The sequence below is a fragment of the Pseudomonas paraversuta genome, assembly GCF_904063065.1.
In the GTDB taxonomy this organism is placed as follows: Bacteria; Pseudomonadota; Gammaproteobacteria; order Pseudomonadales; family Pseudomonadaceae; genus Aquipseudomonas; species Aquipseudomonas paraversuta.
Genome location: NZ_CAJFCL010000014.1, coordinates 46,829 through 68,953, shown reverse-complemented (window position 1 = coordinate 68,953; position 22,125 = coordinate 46,829). Strand labels below are relative to the sequence as shown.

Sequence of the window (22,125 nt, the reverse complement as noted above, 5' to 3'; positions counted from 1 at the left end):
CGAGATAAACGTTCTGGTTGCAGGCCAGGGCATTGGTGCTGTGGCTGAAGCTGCTGCGCAAATCGCTGGTGTGGCTAAAGTGCTGGTGGCTGACAACGCGGCTTACGCCCATCAGTTGCCGGAAAACCTTGCTCCGCTGGTGGCCGCTCTTGTACAAGGAGCGGGGGCTGCGGGCTACAGTCACGTCCTGGCTGGCGCTACTTCCAACGGTAAAAACATCCTGCCGCGGGTTGCTGCGCAGCTGGACGTTGACCAGATCTCCGAGATCATCTCGGTTGTAAGCGCTGACACCTTCACCCGTCCGATCTATGCCGGTAACGCCATTGCCACCGTGCAGTCCACTGCGCCAGTCAAGGTGATCACCGTGCGTGCCACCGGTTTCGATCCGGTTGCTGCCCAGGGTGGTTCGGCAGCCATTGAAGCGGTTGCAGCAGTGCACGATGCAGGCATTTCCTCGTTCGTTGGTGAAGAGCTTGCCAAGTCGGATCGTCCGGAGCTGACAGCTGCCAAAATCGTCGTTTCCGGCGGTCGCGGCATGCAGAACGGCGATAACTTCAAATACCTGTATGCACTGGCCGACAAGCTGGGTGCAGGTGTCGGCGCCTCCCGTGCGGCGGTTGATGCCGGTTTTGTAGCGAACGACATGCAGGTCGGCCAGACCGGCAAAATCGTTGCGCCACAGCTGTACATCGCAGTTGGTATCTCCGGCGCGATCCAGCATCTGGCCGGTATGAAAGACTCCAAAGTGATCGTTGCGATCAACAAGGACGAAGAAGCGCCGATCTTCCAGGTGGCCGATTACGGCCTGGTTGCGGACCTGTTCGAAGCCGTTCCCGAGCTGGAATCTGCGGTCTGAACTACCCCATGTAAAAGGCCCTCCTGATCAGGAGGGCCGAAAGGGCTAAAGCGCGATGCTGCGGGGGTGTTGCGCAACTCAGGCGGTTGTTTGAGTCAGCAGGTCACCGAGGAAGGCATAGGCAAATCCGAAGTAAATGAATACACCCACCAGGTCCATCACTGAGGTGATCAGCGGTGAACTCAGGGTGGCCGGGTCGGTACCGATCCGGCGGGCCAGGAAGGGCAGCAGTGCACCGATTATTCCGCCCAGTGTGGTGCACACCAGCATGCTCAGACCCACCACCATGAGGATGTCGAAACCTACACCCTTGCTGAAGTGCGCCAGAACGATTTCCAGAACCGCGATGGCAATACCCAGTGCAGCCGCCACTGGCAGTTCGCGCTTGAGAATGAACCACACGTCACGCCAGCGCAGTTTCAGTTCACCCAGCGCCATGGAGCGGATCACCAGGGTCGCAGACTGGCTTCCGGTATTGCCGCCCATGTCGACAATGGGGGCGATAAAGGCGGCCAGGATGATTGCCTGGGACAGGATTTCCTCTTGGGCTGCCACGAAGTTGCTGGTGATGATGCCGAAGAAGGTCAAGATCGCCAGCCAGAAGACCCGCACGCCGAACATTTTCTTGAAAGGCGAGTTGCGCACATCCAGATCAGGCCCGCCCAGTGAAGCTGTACCCCCGAACCGCGCCAGCTGGGTAGCATCCTGCTCTTTTTCGATATCCATGGCGTCGTCGACGGTGACTATGCCGATCATGCGTTTGTCTGCATTGATCACCGGCAGTGCCAGCAGGTCATAGCGGCGAATGAGTTCGACAGCGGCTTCCAGCGGCTGCTGGGCCTGGGCAAGTACCGGTTCGTGCTTCATCAAATCACTGATCCGGGTGGCCGGGGTGGCCAGTACCAGATCGCGCAGGGCAACTGTACCCAGTAGACGCCGCTCAGTGTCGAGCACGAAAAGCACATCAAGGGTCTCTTTGTCCGGAGCCATCGCGCGCAGGGATGCGATGGCTTGTTCGACGTTCATTTCAACAGCCAGTGCGGCGTAGTCGGAGGACATGGCGGAGCCAACGGTGCCCTCCGGATAGGCCGCCAGCTTAAGGATGTCATCACGTTCGCTCTTGGTCAGTTCCGGCAGCAGTTTCTGCCGGGCATCTTTGCTCAAGCGGTTGAATATGTCGGCCCGGTCATCCGAAGGGAGCTGCTCGAACAGAGCAACCACTTCATCTGCCGGCATTGCTTGCAGGAGCAGGTCCTGGCGGGCCGCCGGGAAGTAAGCAAAAAGCGTTGCGCGTTGTTCGGCGCTCAAAAGCAGGAGCAAGCTGGCGGTCTGGACCGTATCGCAATGATCCAGTGCATCGATCACGTCGATGGCAGGGGTGGTGCTGACGATCTGGGCAAATACCTTGGCATCAAGTGAGCGAGCGAGGGTGCGGACAGCAAACAGCAGATCTTCGCGGTTCATTATTTTTCTCCCGCGGTGTGGGACTGGACGGTGTGACGTGCATGGGAGCGGATCAGTGGGCGTGCTGAACGCTGCAAATTACTCAGGCAGGCAGAGGAAAAGCGCAAAGGCATGACTTTCTCCTGGCTGGCTGCCCATGCAGAGGGGCCCGGGTGAAATCAAGGCGCGCCTCTGGCATGGAGCCAGACAATTGGACTGGAAATAAAAAGGACTATGGGTGGCGTTGATCTATCGGGGTCGGGGTCCATGAGACACCTCCATGGTTCACTGATGCGCTGAACGTACTAAGCACTGGTCAGTGGGGGACAAGCAGGGGCGAACACGCCGCAGGCTGATCCTGAGTCGATGAAAAAGCCCTTGCTGGTACTGTCGGCCGATAACCTGTGCGGCAGGGATCGGCATGACCTGGACGCTGAAAATTGCGCGCAGTATCCGCGGCATTGCAACCCGGTCGGAGTTGTAATACCGGAAACAGTTGGAGTTGGCTAAAAGTGCGTAGTCTGGTTGCCCAGCGCTATAAGAAGCCGTATCTCGATCTTGGCGAGAAACGGCAGAAGAAAGGCTGCGCGTTATCTCGCTGAGATCTTACCGATTGTTTTAACTGGTCGGTCACTGTCGCTCGAACAAGTACCCACAAAGGTCTCCGCTATTAATAAGGCGCCGAGATAATAAACAGGAAAAGATAAAGCTGTAAATTGGGAAGTTGCTGGCGGCAGAGTGTGTATTTGCCGATTTCCCCCGTCGCTCATGGCTGCAGGGCACGGGTTATAGGCGTGTGCTGGAGATGGGCGGGTATGGGGTAAAATGTAAGTGTATTTTTCTGGTGGCAACTGTCTTATCTAGACAGCATATAGACAGTATTCGAATGGCAAGCTGCCGGTTATTAATGGCTGAGAGAAAGTTGGAGCCGAGTTACGGGTTTAACTATCCAGTAGGCGGCACTGGAGTGATATGACTTCAGGTCTTTGTAGAGCAGGCAGTATGAGGGGGGAGTTGATAGTTTGTTGCTGGTTTCGAGTCGTACATCTATTTGTCATAGTTGCGTGGTAGTGCATCGCCGGCTTGTGTAGATGTTTTGAAACAAGAAGGGCTGAGTTCCGTACGGAACTCAGCCCTTGGGCCCGGGTGTAGAACTGTTCCACCCGGGTTTAGCATTACCGAAGGTTATCAGCTGTAGCTGTTAACTTTGACCAGTACCGGCTCGGTTTGAGCCTTTTCCCAGGTCAGGGTCAGGGTTTGCAGTACGCGCGCCATGTAGTCGGTATCGGCAGCGGCCTTCTTGCCCACGTAGCCCTGGCCACGGCGGTACATCTTGAGATGGGCGCGCATTTGTGGGCGGTCCTTCTCGAATGCGGTTTCTTCCTTGCAGGCAGCGACCGGGTCGATGCGAACATCACCAGCTTCGCTGATCCACAGGATGTGGTCGTTCAACGTGTCTTTCTGGGCGGCGAAGAGTCGAGCCAGCTCATTAACAGTCGGTTGATTATTCAGGTTCATAGCTAACTCCTTGACCACTCGTTGATCTGTCTAATTGATTCGCGCAACTGCACCTGCAGCGCTACGTAGTGTCTATCTAAAGCAGATCCGGCCTTGAGTCAGTCCTGTGTAGTGGATATCTCAAGCACTACACAAACAGCGTACAGCGAGGGAGAGCAGCGTGAACCAGGATGCAAGGGTGACATGACACATCAGCCACAAGCGTCTTGAGGACGTTTCGCTAGCAACTCACGCCCTGAACGTGGACGATCAAGCCAGGTCAGCTTCATCAATTCTGCCTTGTGGGCAGTACCTATCCCGGAACAGCTCGACAGCTCGTCGAACATGCTTACAACAACCCTTTCCAGCGCTTCCGGTGGGGAAGACGTCTGCATAATGCTGGGGGAAAAGTGAGTCGTCAATACATATGTAGTGATTATTTTCAGGCACTACATATGTGACTCGGCAGTCTGTTTTCTGCATGCCGGTCATCGTCCGGGGCGGGGCGAATTGCCCGGGAGCGGGCCTGTCTGGCGATGATTGCACCCTGTGCTGCCTGATATAGCGGCTCCTGCCTGTACCCGCTCTGCTAGTATCTGGCGCTTTGACAACGACTAGAGGTACCCATGAGCGAGCCGATTCGCCTGACCCAGTACAGCCACGGTGCGGGCTGTGGCTGCAAGATTTCGCCTCAGGTACTGGAAGTGATCCTTGCCGGCAGCGGGGCGCAGAACCTCGACCCCAAACTCTGGGTAGGCAATGCGTCCCGCGACGATGCAGCTGTTTATGCCCTGGATGAGGAGCGCGGTGTGGTTTCAACCACCGATTTCTTCATGCCAATTGTTGATGATCCCTATGATTTCGGGCGGATTGCGGCCACCAATGCCATCAGTGACATCTACGCGATGGGCGGTGATCCGTTGATGGCGATTGCGATTTTGGGCTGGCCGGTTCATTTGTTGCCCCCGGAAGTGGCCCGTGAAGTGATTCGCGGCGGCCGTGCGGTCTGTGACGAAGCGGGCATTCCTCTGGCGGGCGGCCACTCGATTGACACCCCGGAGCCAATTTTCGGTCTGGCGGTGACCGGTGTGGTCAACAAGCGCCATATGAAACGCAACGACACAGCCACTGCAGGTTGCCATTTGTACCTGACCAAACCCCTGGGCATCGGCATCCTTACCACTGCCGAGAAAAAGGGCAAGTTGCGCACTGAAGACGTCGGCGTGGCACGGGACTGGATGTGCAGCCTGAACAAAATCGGCAGCCAGTTCGCCAGGCTCGAAGGGGTCACGGCAATGACCGATGTCACCGGTTTTGGCCTGCTCGGGCATTTGGTGGAAATGGCCGACGGCAGTCATCTGACTGCACAAATCAAATACGCCAAAGTGCCGAAACTGGCCTCGGTCGAGTACTACCTTGAGCAGGGTTGCGTGCCCGGCGGCACCTTGCGCAATTTTGACAGTTACGCGAGCAAGCTTGCGCCGTTGCAAGAGCTGCACAAGCTGGTGCTCTGTGATCCGCAAACCAGTGGCGGACTGTTGGTGGCCGTCACTGCGCAGGGTAATCAGGCGTTCATTGAGATGGCTCGCGAGCACGGGCTGGAACTGGAATCGATCGGCCAGCTGGTAGAGCGACAGACGTACGCGGTTGAGGTGTCATGATGGCTCATGACGTAACCGACTTCCGCGAGCTGTTCCTTAATGACCGGCCGATGATGGACACCCGGGCGCCAATCGAATTCAACAAGGGCGCCTTCCCCGGCGTGGTCAACCTGCCGCTGATGACCGACCACGAGCGGGAGCGTGTTGGCACCTGCTACAAGCAACAGGGCCAGCAGGCCGCCGTGGTGCTCGGGCACCAGTTGGTGTCGGGCCAGACCAGGGCCGAGCGTCTTGAGGCCTGGGCCGACTTTGCCCGCGCCAACCCGGATGGCTGCCTGTATTGCTTTCGGGGCGGCATGCGTTCGCAAATCGTCCAGCAATGGCTCAAGCAGGACGCCGGGATCGACTACCCGCGGGTTACCGGCGGCTATAAGGCATTGCGTACCTTCTTGATCCAGACCGTCGACGACGCTGTGCAACAGTGTGACCTCACCGTACTTGGCGGCATGACCGGCACCGGTAAAACCGACGTGCTGGTGCAGCTCGACAATGCGCTGGACCTCGAAGGGCACGCCAATCACCGGGGTTCAAGCTTCGGCAAACGCGCTACCGGACAGCCTTCGAACATCGACTTTGAAAACCGTCTGGCCATTGATGTGCTGAAAAAGCGCGCCCGGGGCCACGAACGTTTGGTGCTGGAAGATGAAAGCCGCACGGTCGGTAGCTGTGCCTTGCCGTTAGCCCTTTATCAGCGCATGCAAGACGCGCCGATGGTCTGGCTCGAAGACAGTCTGGACAGCCGCGTCGAGCGCATTTTGCGTGACTACGTGGTGCAGCTGTGTGCCGAATTCACCGCTAAAAACGGTGAGCACGGCTTCACCCTGTTTTCACAACGCTTGCTGGAAAGCCTGTCCAATATTCAGCGACGTCTGGGCGGCGAACGTCATCAGCGTTTGCAGGCGGTGATGCAAGCGGCGCTCAAAGAACAGGCGAGTTGCGGGGCGGTTGATCTGCACCGGGTCTGGATCGAGGCTTTGCTGCGCGAATATTACGACCCGATGTATAGCTTTCAGCGGGAGAAAAAAGGTTCGCGCATTGTCTTTGCCGGCGATCAGGCGGCCGTGCTGGAGTACCTGCGAAGCTAGTTGCGCATTGGCCAAACCAGTCACTCAGCTTGAGCGGTTTGACTATTGTTGCAGAGCCCTCCCGAGGCGATCATCAGCAGGATTTTTCACGGTTCCCATCCTAAAAATAAAGACCGAGGGATTCTGCTGATGCGCGACTATCTGACCACGATGGCTGACTTTGATTACCAGCGAACGGTGACTGGAGCACTGGACGGTCATCTGGCAGCACTCAATGCCTGCGTCGAATGCTGCGACCGCCACGCCCTGCCGGGCCGTATTGCGTTGTTCTGGGAAGGGCGCGATGCCACCAGCGCGACCTACACCTTCACCCGGTTACAGGAACAGGCAGCACGCTTTGCCAATTTCCTGCTGGCTCAAGGGGTCCGGCGCGGCGACAAAGTGGCAGGCTTGCTGCCACGCAATGTCGAGCTGCTGGTGGTGGCCTTCGCCGCCTGGCGTATCGGCGCCATCTACCAGCCCCTGTTTACCGCGTTCGGTCCCAAGGCCATCGAGCACCGTATCAACAGTTCGGGGGCGGCGCTGGTGGTCACCGATGCGGCTAACCGTTACAAACTCGATGAGGTCAATGCTTGCCCGCCGATTGTCACGGTGGCCGGTGCCAAGGGGCAGGGCCTGGTTCGCGGTGATTTCAGTTTCTGGGCCGAGCTGGACAACTACCCGCCGGTCTGTGAACCGGTGATGCTGACCGGCGAAGATCCGTTTTTGCTGATGTTCACCTCGGGCACTACCGGGCCGGCCAAGCCGCTTCTGGTTCCGCTCAAGGCAATTGTCGCGTTCCAGAGCTATACCCGCGATGCGGTGGATTTGCGCCCCGAGGATTCATTCTGGAACCTGGCCGATCCGGGCTGGGCCTACGGCATTTATTTCGGAATTGCCGGGCCGCTGTCGATGGGCCATCCCATCACCTTCTACGATGGTCCGTTCACGGTTGAAAGCACCTGTCGGGTGATCACCAAGTACGGCATCACCAACCTCACCGGCTCGCCCACGGCTTACCGCATGCTGATTGCCGCCGGGAGTGCGTTCTCAAGCAAGGTCAAAGGCCAGTTGCGTGCCGTGAGCAGCGCCGGTGAACCGCTGAACCCGGAAGTCATTCGCTGGTTCGCCGATGAGCTCAACGTCACCATTCACGATCACTACGGCCAGACCGAACTCGGCATGGTGCTGTGTAATCACCACGGCCTGGATCATCCCGTGCATCTGGGTGCCGCCGGCTTCGCCTCGCCGGGCCACCGGATTGTGGTGCTCGATGACAATCATCAGGAGCTGCCGGTGGGCCAGCCGGGCATTCTGGCCGTGGACCGCAGCCAGTCGCCGATGTGCTGGTTCGCCGGCTATCAGGGCTTCAACACCAAGGCATTTGTCGGCAATTACTACTTGAGCGGCGACACCGTGGAGTTGAACCCGGACGGCAGCATCAGCTTTGTCGGACGCAGCGATGATGTGATCACCACTTCCGGTTATCGGGTCGGACCTTTCGATGTTGAAAGTGCCCTGATCGAGCATCCCGCAGTGATCGAAGCCGCCGTGGTGGGCAAGCCGGACCCCGAGCGTACCGAGCTGGTCAAAGCCTTTGTCGTACTCGGCCCGCAGTACCTGGGCGATGCGCAACTGGCTGAAGCCCTGCGTTTGCATGTGCGTCAGCGTCTGTCGGCCCATGCCTATCCCCGCGAAATCGAGTTCGTCAGCGAATTACCCAAAACCCCGAGCGGCAAATTGCAGCGTTTTATTTTGCGCAATCAGGAAATCGCCAAGGCCGAACTGGCCGCAAGCGCCAAAGTCACGGCTTGACCGTCAGGCAAAATTTCAGGACATATCATGCAAATCGAGAACAAGGTTTTTATCGTCACCGGCGGTGCCTCGGGACTGGGGGCTGCAACGGCCGAGATGCTGGTCCAGGCCGGCGCCAGGGTCATGCTGGTGGACATGAACGCCGACGCCGTGGCCGCACAAGCCACCAGGCTTGGCAGCCAGGCCCGCAGCGCGGTAGCGGATATCAGCCAGGAAGGCGCGGCGCAGGCGGCCGTTGAGGCCACGCTAGCGGCCTTCGGCGCCGTCAACGGGCTGGTCAATTGTGCGGGGATCGTGCGCGGCGAAAAAATCCTCGGCAAAAATGGTCCCCATGCCCTTGAAAGCTTCAGCCAGGTGATCAACGTCAATTTGATCGGCAGCTTCAACATGCTGCGCCTGGCCGCCGAGGCGATTGCGCAAGCCACTGCCGATGCAGAGGGTGAGCGCGGGGTGATCATCAACACTGCCTCGGCTGCCGCCTTTGACGGTCAGATCGGCCAGGCGGCCTATGCCGCTTCCAAAGGTGCAATCGCCAGTCTGACCCTGCCTGCGGCGCGAGAATTGGCGCGTTTCGGAATTCGGGTGATGACCATCGCCCCGGGCATTTTTGAAACGCCGATGATGGCCGGCATGACCCCGCAGGTGCGTGAATCGCTGGCCGCCGGCGTGCCGTTCCCTGCGCGCCTGGGCAAACCTGCCGAGTACGCTGCGCTGGTGCGGCACATCATTGAAAACAGCATGCTCAATGGCGAGGTGATCCGTCTCGACGGTGCCTTGCGCATGGCCGCCAAATAAGAGGTATGAAATGACAATTGCCAATGATCCGGTAGTGATTGTGAGTGTGGCGCGTACGCCCATGGGTGGTTTTCAGGGCGACTTCAAAGGCCTGACTGCACCGCAACTGGGCGCTGCTGCCATACGTGCCGCGGTCGAGCGCGCCGGCGTAGCACCCGATGGCGTGGAAGAAGTGCTGTTCGGTTGCGTACTGTCGGCCGGTCTCGGTCAGGCCCCTGCCCGACAAGCCGCCCTGGGGGCAGGGTTGGACAAGGGGACGCGCTGCACCACCCTCAACAAGATGTGCGGCTCGGGTATGGAGGCCGCCATTTTGGCCCACGACCGGCTGCTGGCCGGCAGTGTCGATGTGGTGGTGGCCGGGGGCATGGAAAGCATGTCCAACGCCCCCTATTTGCTCGACCGTGCCCGCAGCGGTTACCGCATGGGGCATGGCCGGGTACTGGACCACATGTTCCTCGACGGCCTGGAAGACGCTTACGAGCGAGGACGTCTGATGGGCACTTTTGCCGAAGATTGTGCCCAGGCCCACGGCTTCACCCGTGAAGCCCAGGACGCCTTTGCCGTGGCTTCGCTGACCCGTGCCCAGCAAGCGATCAAGGACGGCAGCTTCAGCGCCGAGATCGTGCCGGTGCAGGTGACTGTCGGCAAAGCGCAGCACCTGATCAGTGATGACGAGCAGCCGCCCAAAGCCAATCTGGCAAAAATCCCGAGCCTCAAACCGGCTTTTCGCGAAGGCGGAACGGTGACGGCAGCCAACTCCAGTTCGATTTCCGACGGCGCGGCGGCCCTGGTGTTGATGCGCAGCTCGCAAGCGCAAAAACGCGGCCTCAAACCATTGGCGGTCATCCACGGCCATGCGGCCTTTGCCGATGAGCCCGGGCTATTTCCGACGGCCCCTGTGGGGGCGATCAAGCGGCTGATGAGCAAGACCGGCTGGACCCTGGATACAGTCGACCTGTTCGAAATCAACGAAGCCTTTGCGGTGGTCAGTCTGGTCACCATGGACGAGCTGGCTATCCCCCACAGCAAGGTCAATGTCTACGGTGGCGCCTGTGCCCTGGGCCATCCGATTGGCGCCTCGGGCGCGCGGATTCTGGTGACTCTGATTTCGGCCTTGCGCCAGCACAAGCTCAAGCGCGGCGTAGCAGCGATCTGCATCGGCGGCGGTGAAGCCACGGCAATTGCCGTGGAATGTCTGGATTAAGGAACTCGTATGCTTGCCACATCAGAACAATTACAGATTCGCGACGCGGCGCAGCAGTTTGCCCAGGAGCGTTTGAAGCCCTTTGCGGCCGAGTGGGACAAGCAGCATCGCTTCCCGCGCGAAGCCATCAACGAGATGGCCGGGCTGGGTTTTTTCGGCATGCTGGTGCCCGAAGAGTGGGGCGGCTGTGACACCGGCTACCAGGCTTACGCCATGGCCCTTGAAGAAATTGCCGCTGGCGATGGTTCCTGTTCGACCATCATGAGCGTGCACAACTCGGTGGGGTGTGTGCCTATCCTCAAATACGGCACCGAGCAGCAGAAACGCGAGTTCCTCATCCCGCTGGCCAGTGGTGCAATGCTAGGGGCCTTTGCCCTGACCGAGCCACAAGCCGGCTCTGATGCCAGCGACCTGAAAACCCGGGCTCGCCGCGAAGGCGATTACTACGTGCTCAATGGCTGCAAGCAGTTCATCACCTCGGGGCAAAATGCCGGCGTGGTGATAGTGTTTGCCGTCACTGATCCTGCGGCGGGCAAGCGCGGGATTACGGCCTTTATCGTGCCCACAGATGCGCCGGGCTACAGCGTGGCGCGGGTTGAAGACAAGCTGGGGCAGCATGCCTCGGACACCTGCCAGATCCTGTTTACTGACCTGAAAATTCCGCTCGCCAACCGCCTGGGCGAAGAAGGGCAGGGCTACAAGATTGCCCTGGGCAACCTGGAAGGCGGTCGTATCGGCATTGCCTCACAGGCGGTCGGCATGGCTCGCGCAGCCTTTGAGGCCGCCCGTGATTATGCCCGCGAGCGCGTGACGTTCGGTCAGCCGCTGATTGAGCATCAGGCGGTAGCGTTTCGCCTGGCCGACATGTCCACCGAAATCGCCGTCGCCCGGCAAATGGTGCGCTACGCCGCTGCCCTGCGGGACAGCGGGCAATCGGCGCTGGTCGAGGCCTCCCAGGCCAAGCTGTTCGCCTCGGAAATGGCCGAGCGCGTCTGTTCCCGGGCGTTGCAAACCCTGGGCGGTTATGGCTACCTGAACGACTTCCCGCTGGAGCGGATCTATCGCGATGTGCGGGTATGCCAGATCTACGAAGGCACCAGCGATATCCAGCGCATGGTTATTGCGCGCAATCTTTGAATTGAGGACTTGATCGATGAGCTACGAAACCATTCTGCTGGACATCCACGACCATGTTGGCCTGATCACCCTGAACCGGCCGCAGGCGCTGAACGCCCTGAATGCGCAACTGATCAGTGAAGTGAATCATGCGCTGGACCAGCTGGAAGCCGACAACAGCATTGGCTGCATTGTTATCACCGGTTCGAAAAAATCCTTTGCTGCGGGCGCAGATATCAAGGAAATGGCCGACCTGACTTACCCGCAAATCTATCTGGAAGACCTGTTTTGCGACAGTGACCGAGTGGCTACCCGGCGCAAGCCGATCATTGCCGCGGTGGCTGGTTTTGCCTTGGGCGGCGGCTGCGAACTGGCGATGATGTGCGACTTTATCCTGGCTGGCGATAACGCCAAATTCGGCCAGCCGGAAATCAATCTCGGGGTGCTGCCGGGTATGGGTGGAACCCAGCGCCTGACCCGTGCAGTGGGTAAGGCCAAGGCGATGGACATGTGCCTCAGCGGTCGCTTCATGGGCGCTGAAGAAGCCGAGCGTTCAGGGTTGGTATCCCGTGTGGTACCGGTTGATGAGTTGCTGGAAGAAGCCTTGAAAGTCGCCGCGACCATTGCCAGCAAATCGTTGCCGGTGCTGATGCTGACCAAGGAAAGCGTCAATCGCGCGTTTGAAGTCAGCTTGACGGAAGGCGTGCGCTTTGAGCGCCGGGTATTCCACTCCCTGTTCGCGACCCAGGACCAGAAAGAAGGCATGGCCGCATTCGTAGGCAAGCGCGTAGCACAGTTCAAAAATCAGTAACCCCATCTGTAGGAGCGAGCAAGCTCGCTCCTACAGGTTTGTTGCCAGATCAGACATTTCTTCAGGTCCCGGGCAATCACCATGCGCTGAGTAAACCCGGCTAACTGGCACGCCGCGGCAAGCACCAACCCTCTGTAGGAGCGAGCTTGCCTCGCGAGCTCTAGAGGCTCGCGAGCAAGCTCGCTCCTACAGATTTGTAGTCAAATCAGACGTTTCTTCAGCCCCCGGGCAATCACCATGCGCTGAGTGAATCCGGCTGATTGGCACGCCGCGGCAAGCACCAACCCTCTGTAGGAGCGAGCTTGCCTCGCGAGCTCTAGAGGCTCGCGAGCAAGCTCGCTCCTACAGATTTGTTGTCAAATCAGACATTTCTTCAGCCCCCCGGAGAATCACCATGCGCGGAGTGAATCCGGCTGACTGGCACGCCGCGGTAAGCACCAATCCTCTGTAGGAGCGAGCTTGCTCGCGAGCTTTAGAGGCTCGCGAGGCAAGCTCGCTCCTACAGATTTTTTGTCAGATCAGATAGTTCTTCAGGTCCCGGGCAATCACCATGCGCTGAGTAAATCCGGCTGACTGGCACGCCGCGGCAAGCACCAAACCTCTGTAGGAGCGAGCTTGCCTCGCGAGCTTTAGAGGCTCGCGAGCAAGCTCGCTCCTACAGGTTTGTTGTCAGATCAGACATTTCTTCAGCCCCCGGGCAATCACCATGCGCTGAGTGAATCCGGCTGACTGGCACGCCGCGGCAAGCACCAATCCTCTGTAGGAGCGAGCTTGCTCGCGAGCTTTAGAGGCTCGCGAGGCAAGCTCGCTCCTACAGGTTTGTTGTCAGATCAGATAGTTCTTCAGCTCCCGGGCAATCACCATGCGTTGGATTTCACTCGATCCTTCATAGATCTGGGTGATTCGCGCGTCGCGGTAGTAACGCTCCACCGGATAATCTTCAAGGTAGCCATAGCCGCCATGGATCTGTATGGCTTTGGAACACACAAACTCAGCTATTTCCGAGGCAAACAGCTTGGCTTGCGAGGCTTCCGACAAGCACGGTTTGCCCGCGCTGCGCAGTCGGGCTGCATGCAGGATCAGCAACCGTGCTGCATTGAGCCGGGTTTGCATGTCCGCCAGCATGTTGGCCACACTCTGGTGCTCGATGATCGCTTTGTCGAACTGCACCCGGTCACGGGCATACCCCAGCGCCGCCTCAAAAGCGGCACGGGCGATCCCCAGGGCTTGAGCGGCAATCCCTATGCGGCCGCCTTCAAGGTTGGACAGGGCAATCGCCAGGCCTTTGCCGCGCTCACCCAGCAAGCTGGCTTCAGGGACCGTACAGTTGCTCAGGGTGACAGCGCAGGTGTCCGAGGCGCGAATGCCCATTTTGTGTTCGGTGCGGTCAACGATAAAACCCGGGGTGTCGGTGGGCACCAGAAATGCTGAAAGGCCTTTTTTGCCCAGCTGCGGATCAGTCACAGCAAACACAATCGCCAGCTTGGCGCGCTTGCCATTGCTGACGAACTGCTTGGCGCCGTTGATTACCCACTGACCGTCACGCAACTCGGCGCGGGTGCGCAGGTTGTGCGCTTCCGATCCGGCCTGGGGTTCGGTCAGGCAAAAACAGCCAATGGCCTGGCCGCTTGCCAGGTCCGCCAGCCAGGTTTCTTTCTGTGCCTGGCTGCCATATTTGAGGATGGGGCCGCAGCCGACCGAGTTATGGATACTCATCAGTGCGCCGGTGGCGCCATCGCCGGCGGAAATCTCTTCCACGGCCAGGGCGTAGGCCACGTAATCGACATAGGTACCGCCCCACTCTTCGGGCACCACCATGCCCAGCAGGCCCAACTCGCCCATTTTCGACACCAGTGCGTCGTCGATCCAGCCGGCCTTTTCCCAGGCCTGGGCATGGGGGGCGATTTCGCGGCGGGCAAAGTCGCGAGCCATGTCGCGGATCATGACCTGCTCTTCAGTCAGTTCGAGGTCTTGCATGGCTCAGACTCCGTGCTGTTTGAAGTGGGTGAAGAAGCTGGCGACATGGGCCGGATCAAGCTCGTCGAGGGTGGCCGGGTTCCAGTGCGGGGTTTTATCTTTGTCGATAATCAGCGCTCGCACGCCTTCGATCAGGTCGCCGCGATCAAACCACTGACGGTCAAGATGCAGTTCAAGGGCGAAGCACTGTGCCAGCTTGAGTTCGCGGCCGTGGCGCAGCATTTGCAGGGTCACAGCCATGCCTAAAGGCGAGCGTGTCTGCAGCAGGTCGGCGGTTTCAAGCGCCCACTCGCGGCTTTCGGCAGCTGTTGTCGCGCGCAGTGCGGCGACGATGGCGGGCACGCTGTCGAGGGCGAAAACCTGATCAATCAAGGGGCGGAATTTGGCCAGCGGTGCCTCAGGCAAGTTGGGCACGGCGAAAGTGGCCAGTAGCGCCTTGAGGTCTTCAAGGGGGTTTTGCTGCCATTGCAGGGTGTCGAGGCTTTGATCCAGTTCAGGCAGTCGGGCACTTTCGGTGTAGCAGTCGGCAAGGCCGCAATACAGTGCGTCAGCGGCGCGGATGTGCACGCCGCTGACCCCCAGGTAGGTGCCCAGCTGGCCCGGGGTTCGGGTCAGGAAATAACTGCCGCCCACGTCCGGAAAATAACCGATCGAAACTTCGGGCATTGCCAGTCGGCTGCGCTCTGTCACCAGCCGCAGGTCGGCGCCCTGGGCCAGTCCCATGCCGCCACCCAGAACGTAGCCGTCCATCAGCGCGAGCACCGGTTTGGGGTAGTGATGCAGGGTCAGGTCGAGGGCGTACTCTTCTTCGAAAAAGGTTTTGTGCAGGGTGCCACCGCTCTTGTAACTGTCATACAGCGAGCGAATGTCGCCGCCGGCACAGAAGGCTTTTTCGCCTGCTCCGCGCAGCACGACTGCCTTGATCCTTGAGTCCTGGGCCCAGGCATCGAGCTGATGTTGCAGGCTGCGCACCATTTCCAGGTCGATTGCGTTGAGGCCGGCGGGGCGGTTCAGGGTCAGGTGGCCAATCTGGTTGCGCACCTGGGCCAGGACCGTGCTTTGAGTCGGCTCGACATCCTGTGTCGGTGAGGATGAAACCTGAGCAGTCATCACTAACTCCCTGCTTTGTCTTGTTATTAGGTGTGTTCGCGGGCGAACGATAGTCGATGCTAACAGTGCAAATTTGCACTGTACAACCCTGATAAGTGCAGGGTTGGTGTGCATTTTTGCATGTCGGGTGTGCAGCAATGCGCAGGCTTACTGCGCCAGCCAGCCACCGTCGACATTCCATGCCGCACCGCGCACCTGACTGCCGGCTTCGCTGCACAGGAACAGCACCAGTTCACCCAGTTGCGGCGGGGTGACGAACTCCAGTGAGGGTTGTTTCTCGGCCAGCAGATCGTGCTGCGCCTGGTAGGGGTCGATACCCTGGCTGATACGCTGGTCAATCTGCTTCTGGACCAGCGGGGTCAATACCCAGCCAGGGCAAATTGCGTTGCAGGTGATGTTGCTGGTGGCAGTTTCAAGGCCCACGACTTTGGTCAGGCCGATGACCCCATGTTTGGCGGCCACATAAGCAGCTTTGCCGACCGAGCCCACCAGCCCATGCACCGAGGCAATATTGACGATGCGACCCCAGCCACGTTTGCGCATGCCCGGCAAGGCAAGGCGAGTGCTGTGGAAGACCGCAGACAGGTTGATGGCGATGATCGAGTCCCAGCGCTCCACCGGGAATTCTTCAACGCTGCAGACATGCTGAATGCCGGCGTTATTGACCAGGATGTCGATGCCGCCGAATTCACGTTCGGCGTAGCTGAGCATGTCGGCGATTTGTGCGGGATCACTGACATCTGCCGGATGATGGCCAACCTTGCCGCCGAACTGTTCCATCTCGGCAACGACTTTGCTGGCGTCGCCAAAACCGTTGAGTATCAGGTCGGCTCCAGCTCTGGCCAGACTCTGTGCGATGCCCAGGCCTATGCCGCTGGTGGAACCGGTAACCAAGGCAGTTTTACCCTTAAGGCTCATGATCAATTCCTCAGGTGAGACACGACGGGTTCGTGAATGAGGAAACGTAGCACGAGGCTTGCAATCGCGGATACGAAACGGCCCGCCAAAGGCGGGCCGTTTTCACGCAGGGCCGGGATCAGTCCTGGCGGCTGGTGACTTCCAGCAGGTGGTAGCCGAACTGGGTTTTAACCGGGCCTTGCACCACGTTGATTGGCGCGCTGAATACGACAGTGTCGAATTCCTTGACCATCTGGCCCGGGCCGAACGAGCCCAGATCGCCGCCTTGACGGCTGGACGGGCAAGTGGAGTTAGCTTTTGCGACTTCGGCGAAATCAGCGCCGCCTTCGATTTGTGCTTTCAGTTCGTTGCACTTGTCTTCGCTGGCAACGAGGATGTGACGGGCAGTGGCTTTAGCCATGAGAGAGTACTCCTTTCAAGAAAGTGCTGAGCCTACCGGATTCAGTGGGGTTTTTCCTGGCAAAAGTTCCCGGGGCGGCATTTTTGCTGCCGCCCCGGCTCTCTCAGGCGCTAGCCTTGGCGCAGAGGCGCTGCGCCTGCAGTTGTCCGGCTGCATGGCGCAGCAGTTGTTCGGTCGCATCCCAGCCCAGGCAACCGTCGGTCACGGACACACCGTAACGCAGGGTTGCGCTCAACGGCTGGCAGCCTTCGAACAGATGGCTTTCGAGCATCATGCCGATCAGCGAGCGGTCGCCTTCCAGGCGCTGGGCAAGTACGTCATTGAACACCTCGGGCTGGCGCAGTGGATTTTTGCTGCTGTTGGCGTGGCTGCAGTCCACCATCAATCGGGCGGGTATGGCATTTTTCTCAAGCCCGGCCCGGGCGCGGGCCACGCTGCTGCGGTCGTAGTTCGGGCCGCTATGGCCGCCGCGCAGCACCAGATGGGTGTCGGGGTTGCCCGGGGTCTGGACGATTGCCGGATGGCCCTGGCTGTCGACCCCGAAGTGACGATGGCCATGGGCGGCAGAGCGCATGGCATCGCTGGCAATCGCCACGCCGCCGTCGGTGCCGTTTTTGAATCCTACGGGCATCGCGAGGCCGCTGGCCATTTCGCGGTGAATTTGCGACTCGGTGGTGCGTGCGCCAATGGCCACCCAGCCCAGCAGGTCGTCGAAGTAACCGGCAGCCATGGGTTGCAGTAGTTCCGTAGCAATTGGCAGGCCCATGCCCAGCATCTCGAGCATCAGTTCGCGGGACAGGGTAAGGCCGTGGGCCATGTCATCACTGCCATCCAGGTGCGGGTCGTAGGCCAGGCCTTTCCAGCCCACAGTGGTGCGAGGTTTTTCGATGTAGGCACGCATCACCAGCAACATGTCGTCGCGCAGATCGTGGGCCAGAGCGGCAAGGTTGCTGGCGTATTCCAGAGCAGAGACCGGGTCATGGATGGAGCAGGGGCCGACCACTATCAGTAAGCGGGAGTCTTCACCGTTCAAGATGGCGCGAATGGCCTGGCGTTGCTGGCTGACCTGACGGCCAAGGGTGTCGCTGAGGGGCAGCTGCTGTTTGAGCTGCGCCGCGCCGGGCAGGCGTCGGGTCAATACGGATGCAGGAGACTGGTGTACCGGCAGAGCAGAAATGGATGCGTTCATGGTGTACGTCCTGGGCAGGCGGCGGATTGTTCCGCGCGCTCGGCCCTACTGGGGTGTTCGACAATTGGCCAGACTGGCTGTGAGTGCATGCGTGCCACCAATGTGGGTCCGTTCGGAGGCGGCTGACTGTCCCGAGCGGCGGCTGATAAATCGCCATGCAGTGCAAAGGTCGAAGCGGTAATAAGTGGCGTAGTTCATGGGGAAGATTCCTTTAATTAATGATTTTCGGGGCCTGAAAAAACAAAACCCCCGGTCGGGAAGCCGACCGGGGGTGAGAATTCTCTGGTAGGCGACCCCTAAGTAGTGGGCGCCGTGTGGGTATCAGGCGCGCCAGTGGCTAAACCAATACCCAAAATAAAATCGTGCAGCGTTCGCGCACACAGATTCGGCCACGCGAGATTCGCCTGTGGTCTTACAAATGTCTGTGGGGGCGTGATGCAACATGTGCTGTCTCCGATAAGTGCTGGGAGCTTACTCGACTCCCCCGGACCTGTTCAATCAAAAAATACTATGGGCCCGAGCTGGCAAAACTATGGGCGCGCGCAGGGGGCAGGGAAGGGGTGGCAACCACAACCGGTCACGTTTGTGTCCTGCAAGGTCACGGCTTTGCGCTTGCTTTGCAGTTTTGCCATGGATCATTGGCTCATGATAGGTAGGTTGGGTTAACAGTTTTTTGCTAAGGTGTCGGCAATCAACCAAGACCAATTTGCGAGGTGTCGACTTGATTCGGGTTCTAGTGGTCGATGACCATGATCTTGTGCGTACAGGCATCACCAGAATGCTGGCCGATATCGAGGGCCTGCAAGTGGTCGGTCAAGCCGAGTCCGGTGAGGAGTCGCTGATCAAGGCGCGTGAGCTAAAACCGGATGTGGTCTTGATGGATGTCAAAATGCCCGGTATTGGCGGCCTCGAAGCTACCCGCAAAATGATGCGCAGCCACCCTGACATCAAAGTGGTTGCAGTGACTGTGTGCGAAGAGGATCCGTTCCCGACGCGGCTGTTACAGGCTGGGGCTGCCGGGTACATGACCAAGGGTGCCGGTCTCGCAGAAATGGTCCAGGCCATTCGCCTGGTGTTCGCCGGCCAGCGCTATATCAGCCCGCAAGTGGCTCAGCAGCTGGCGCTCAAGTCGTTCCAGCCTGCCAGCGACTCGCCGTTCGATGCCTTGTCCGAGCGAGAAATCCAGATTGCCCTGATGATTGTCGGCTGCCAGAAGGTCCAGGTGATTTCCGACAAGCTTTGCCTGTCCCCGAAAACGGTCAACACCTATCGCTATCGGATATTCGAGAAGCTGTCAGTCAAAAGTGATGTGGAACTGGCCTTGCTGGCTGTCCGGCACGGCATGGTAGACGCTGGTTGACGATGACTGACAAGTTCGATGCCAGTGCGTTTCTTTCGACCTGCAGCGGTCGGCCCGGCGTGTATCGCATGTTCGATGGCGATGCGCGACTGCTTTACGTGGGCAAAGCCAAGAACCTCAAAAAGCGCTTGGCCAGCTATTTCCGCAAAACCGGCCTGGCGCCCAAAACAGCGGCGCTGGTGGGGCGTATCGCGCAAATTGAAACCACCATTACGGCTAACGAAACCGAGGCGCTGCTACTTGAGCAGACCCTGATCAAAGAGTGGCGGCCGCCGTATAACATCCTGTTGCGCGACGACAAGTCCTATCCCTACGTGTTTCTGTCGGACGGCCAGTACCCGCGCCTGAGCATTCATCGCGGCGCCAAAAAACTGAAGGGCAAGTATTTCGGACCTTACCCCAGCGCCGGGGCCATTCGTGAAAGCCTGAGCATCCTGCAAAAAACCTTTATGGTGCGCCAGTGCGAAGACAGCTACTTCAAAAACCGCACCCGTCCTTGCTTGCAGTATCAGATCAAGCGCTGCAAGGGGCCTTGCGTCGGGCTGGTTGACCCCCAGGTGTATGCCGAAGATGTACGCCACTCAGTGATGTTCCTTGAAGGCCGCAGCAGTGCGCTGACCGACGAGTTGAACAGCGAGATGGAGCAGGCCGCCAGCACCCTGGACTTTGAACGCGCTGCCGAAGTGCGTGACCAGATATCGTTGCTGCGCCGGGTTCAGGATCAGCAAAGCATGGAGGGCGGCACCGGCGATGTGGATGTCATCGCCGCGTTCGTCAACCCGGGCGGTGCCTGTGTGCATTTAATCAATGTGCGCGGCGGGCGAGTGCTGGGCAGCAAGAACTTCTTCCCCCAGGTCGGTATCGAGGAGGACGTTGCCGAAGTCATGGCCGCCTTCCTCGGGCAGTACTACATCAGCAGCCCTGAGCGCGATCTGCCGAGCGAATTGATCGTTAACGTCGAGCATGAAAGTTTCGACGCAATCATCGATGCCATCGAGGCCCTGCGTGGACGGGAACTGGCCATCAGTTACCGTGTGCGCGGCACCCGTGCCCGCTGGCAGCAATTGGCGGTGACCAATGCCGAGCAGGCTCTGGGCGCCCGCCTGGCCAACCGTCTGCATGTGGCGGCGCGCTTTGAAGCCCTGGCTCAAGTGCTCAAACTCGATGAGATCCCGCAACGGCTGGAGTGCTATGACATCAGTCACTCCAGTGGCGAAGCAACGGTTGCGTCCTGCGTGGTATTTGGCCCTGAAGGTCCGATCAAGTCCGACTACCGGCGTTTCAACATCGAGGGCGTCACCCCTGGCGATGACTATGGCGCCATGCATCAGGCACTGATGCGCCGTTTTAGCCGGCTAAAAGAGGGCGAGGGCAAGCTGCCGGACATTCTGCTGGTGGATGGCGGCAAGGGGCAGTTGTCGATGGCCCGGGATGTGCTCAATGAACTGGCAATCCCGGACCTGGTGTTGCTCGGTGTGGCCAAGGGCACCACCCGCAAGGCAGGCTTCGAAACCCTCTACCTGAACGACGCGGCCCATGAGTTCACGCTCAAAGGTGATTCGCCGGCCTTGCATCTGATCCAGCAGATCCGCGACGAAGCTCACCGCTTTGCCATTACCGGGCATCGTGCCCGGCGTGGCAAAACCCGGCGCACCTCAACCCTGGAAGGCATCGCCGGGGTAGGGCCGACCCGCCGTCGCGACTTGCTGAAGCATTTTGGCGGGCTACAGGAGCTGACCCGTGCCAGCATCGAAGAAATCGCCAAGGCGCCGGGGATCAGCAAAAAACTCGCAGAGCTGATTTATGCGAATCTGCACAGCGAATAAATAACCCTTGGCCCCCGGGTTCTCTTCACAAGACCTCAAACCTGCCCCTGCCGCTTAAACTGGCTGCTCAGCAGGGCAGCCGATTCTGGTATGGTTGGGGTCTGTCACATTATCCGACTTGTGTGGGAACTCCGTTAGACATGCACCGGGAATGCTCCTAGAATTTGTCTCTCAGACCGCAACACCGAGTAGACTGCCCCCCTCACCTCGTAGCCAGTTGTGCCGATGAATATCCCTAATTTGATCACCGTACTACGCGTTCTGCTGATTCCTTTCTTTATTCTGTTGTTCTATCTCCCCTATAGCTGGAGCTATGTGGCCTCCAGTTCAGTCTTCGCATTTGCGGCGGCGACGGACTGGCTCGACGGATACCTGGCCCGGCGGCTGGAGCAAAGCACCCCGTTTGGCGCTTTCCTGGACCCGGTTGCCGACAAGCTGATGGTCGCTGTAGCCCTGGTTTTGCTGGTGCAGGAACATCACAACGTGTGGCTGACCCTGCCTGCCGCAGTGATCATTGGCCGTGAAATCGTAATCTCTGCGCTCCGTGAATGGATGGCAGAGCTGGGCGCGCGGGCACAAGTTGCCGTGTCCAACATGGGCAAGTGGAAGACCGCGGCACAAATGCTGGCGTTGATCATCCTGCTGGCCAATCCGTCCGATTTCAGCTTCTGGGTAGTGGTGGGTTATGCACTGCTGCTGGTCGCTGCGGGGCTTACCCTGTGGTCGATGGTGCAGTATTTGCGGGCTGCCTGGCCGCATTTGAAGACCACCTCGACCAAATAAATAAAACTTTTTGAATCAAGGGCTTGACGCATTTTTTGATTCATATAGAATGCCGGCACCAAGACGCGGGAATAGCTCAGTTGGTAGAGCACGACCTTGCCAAGGTCGGGGTCGCGAGTTCGAGTCTCGTTTCCCGCTCCAAACATTGCACTGCAGATTTTTACCGATCTGCAAGTGATTGAAACAAGGACCTTCGGGTCCTTTTTTCGTTGCGGCGAAAACCACTGAAATCCAGCACTGACTCTGTTCGGGAGCTGGCTTGCCGGCTGATGTATCGGGCTTTGACACTCTGCCAGCGCG

18 protein-coding genes and 1 tRNA gene are annotated in these 22,125 nt (G+C 59.1%); 12 read left to right on the top strand and 7 right to left on the bottom strand.

The window, feature by feature from the left end:
- The coding region (locus JQ845_RS22000; RefSeq protein WP_203009464.1) for an electron transfer flavoprotein subunit alpha/FixB family protein at positions 1 to 856 on the top strand (856 nt) is incomplete at its 5' end.
- Between the two features lie 78 nt (positions 857 to 934).
- On the opposite strand, the gene mgtE is transcribed toward JQ845_RS22000, so the two are convergent.
- Positions 935 to 2,320, bottom strand: a complete 1,386-nt coding sequence (gene mgtE / locus JQ845_RS21995) for a magnesium transporter (protein ID WP_003445057.1) — start codon at positions 2,318 to 2,320, stop codon at positions 935 to 937.
- A gap of 1,167 nt (positions 2,321 to 3,487) precedes the next feature.
- Positions 3,488 to 3,817, bottom strand: coding sequence for a hypothetical protein (locus tag JQ845_RS21990; RefSeq protein ID WP_003445056.1), 330 nt, complete (start codon positions 3,815 to 3,817; stop codon positions 3,488 to 3,490).
- A 605-nt stretch (positions 3,818 to 4,422) separates the two neighbouring features.
- Here JQ845_RS21990 and selD point away from each other — a divergent pair.
- From selD to JQ845_RS21955, 7 genes are all read left to right on the top strand, one after another.
- On the top strand, positions 4,423 to 5,457 hold the full coding sequence (gene selD / locus JQ845_RS21985) for a selenide, water dikinase SelD (RefSeq protein ID WP_003445053.1): 1,035 nt from the start codon (positions 4,423 to 4,425) through the stop codon (positions 5,455 to 5,457).
- A complete protein-coding gene (mnmH, locus tag JQ845_RS21980) occupies positions 5,457 to 6,542 on the top strand; it encodes a tRNA 2-selenouridine(34) synthase MnmH (RefSeq protein ID WP_003445051.1) in 1,086 nt (361 codons plus the stop codon). The genes selD and mnmH overlap by 1 nt, the downstream gene beginning before the upstream one ends.
- A gap of 129 nt (positions 6,543 to 6,671) precedes the next feature.
- Positions 6,672 to 8,336: an AMP-binding protein gene (locus JQ845_RS21975; RefSeq protein ID WP_161720235.1), complete on the top strand. Its 1,665-nt coding sequence runs from the start codon at positions 6,672 to 6,674 to the stop codon at positions 8,334 to 8,336.
- Positions 8,337 to 8,363: 27 nt separating this feature from the next.
- Positions 8,364 to 9,131 carry an SDR family NAD(P)-dependent oxidoreductase gene (locus JQ845_RS21970; RefSeq protein WP_003445049.1) on the top strand — a complete coding sequence of 256 codons (768 nt, stop codon included), beginning with the start codon at positions 8,364 to 8,366 and terminating at the stop codon, positions 9,129 to 9,131.
- Between the two features lie 10 nt (positions 9,132 to 9,141).
- Positions 9,142 to 10,335, top strand: a complete 1,194-nt coding sequence (locus JQ845_RS21965) for an acetyl-CoA C-acyltransferase (protein ID WP_127197064.1) — start codon at positions 9,142 to 9,144, stop codon at positions 10,333 to 10,335.
- A gap of 9 nt (positions 10,336 to 10,344) precedes the next feature.
- A complete protein-coding gene (locus JQ845_RS21960) occupies positions 10,345 to 11,472 on the top strand; it encodes an acyl-CoA dehydrogenase (RefSeq protein ID WP_003445047.1) in 1,128 nt (375 codons plus the stop codon).
- Positions 11,473 to 11,488: 16 nt separating this feature from the next.
- The gene (locus JQ845_RS21955) at positions 11,489 to 12,262 is read left to right on the top strand and encodes an enoyl-CoA hydratase (protein WP_203009463.1); all 774 of its coding nucleotides are present in this window, start codon (positions 11,489 to 11,491) and stop codon (positions 12,260 to 12,262) included.
- Between the two features lie 825 nt (positions 12,263 to 13,087).
- Here the strand turns inward: JQ845_RS21955 and JQ845_RS21950 are convergent.
- The 5 genes from JQ845_RS21950 to JQ845_RS21930 form a co-directional block, all read right to left on the bottom strand.
- The gene (locus tag JQ845_RS21950; protein ID WP_127197063.1) at positions 13,088 to 14,239 is read right to left on the bottom strand and encodes an acyl-CoA dehydrogenase family protein; all 1,152 of its coding nucleotides are present in this window, start codon (positions 14,237 to 14,239) and stop codon (positions 13,088 to 13,090) included.
- 3 nt (positions 14,240 to 14,242) lie between these two features.
- On the bottom strand, positions 14,243 to 15,349 hold the full coding sequence (locus JQ845_RS21945; RefSeq protein WP_203009462.1) for an enoyl-CoA hydratase/isomerase family protein: 1,107 nt from the start codon (positions 15,347 to 15,349) through the stop codon (positions 14,243 to 14,245).
- A 147-nt stretch (positions 15,350 to 15,496) separates the two neighbouring features.
- On the bottom strand, positions 15,497 to 16,267 hold the full coding sequence (hbdH, locus tag JQ845_RS21940; protein WP_003445036.1) for a 3-hydroxybutyrate dehydrogenase: 771 nt from the start codon (positions 16,265 to 16,267) through the stop codon (positions 15,497 to 15,499).
- 118 nt (positions 16,268 to 16,385) lie between these two features.
- Positions 16,386 to 16,667 (bottom strand): peptidylprolyl isomerase, encoded by a 282-nt coding sequence (locus tag JQ845_RS21935; RefSeq protein WP_003445034.1) that lies wholly within the window; start codon positions 16,665 to 16,667, stop codon positions 16,386 to 16,388.
- A gap of 103 nt (positions 16,668 to 16,770) precedes the next feature.
- A complete protein-coding gene (locus JQ845_RS21930; protein WP_010657432.1) occupies positions 16,771 to 17,856 on the bottom strand; it encodes a 3-deoxy-7-phosphoheptulonate synthase in 1,086 nt (361 codons plus the stop codon).
- A gap of 721 nt (positions 17,857 to 18,577) precedes the next feature.
- Here JQ845_RS21930 and gacA point away from each other — a divergent pair.
- The 4 genes from gacA to JQ845_RS21910 all read left to right on the top strand — a co-directional run bounded on the left by gacA (position 18,578) and on the right by JQ845_RS21910 (position 21,966).
- On the top strand, positions 18,578 to 19,216 hold the full coding sequence (gene gacA, locus JQ845_RS21925) for a response regulator transcription factor GacA (protein WP_003445030.1): 639 nt from the start codon (positions 18,578 to 18,580) through the stop codon (positions 19,214 to 19,216).
- 2 nt (positions 19,217 to 19,218) lie between these two features.
- A complete protein-coding gene (gene uvrC, locus JQ845_RS21920; protein ID WP_010657433.1) occupies positions 19,219 to 21,042 on the top strand; it encodes an excinuclease ABC subunit UvrC in 1,824 nt (607 codons plus the stop codon).
- Between the two features lie 225 nt (positions 21,043 to 21,267).
- Positions 21,268 to 21,825 (top strand): CDP-diacylglycerol--glycerol-3-phosphate 3-phosphatidyltransferase, encoded by a 558-nt coding sequence (gene pgsA / locus JQ845_RS21915; protein WP_003445025.1) that lies wholly within the window; start codon positions 21,268 to 21,270, stop codon positions 21,823 to 21,825.
- Positions 21,826 to 21,890: 65 nt separating this feature from the next.
- Positions 21,891 to 21,966 (top strand) — tRNA-Gly (locus JQ845_RS21910).
- Positions 21,967 to 22,125 lie beyond the last annotated feature (159 nt).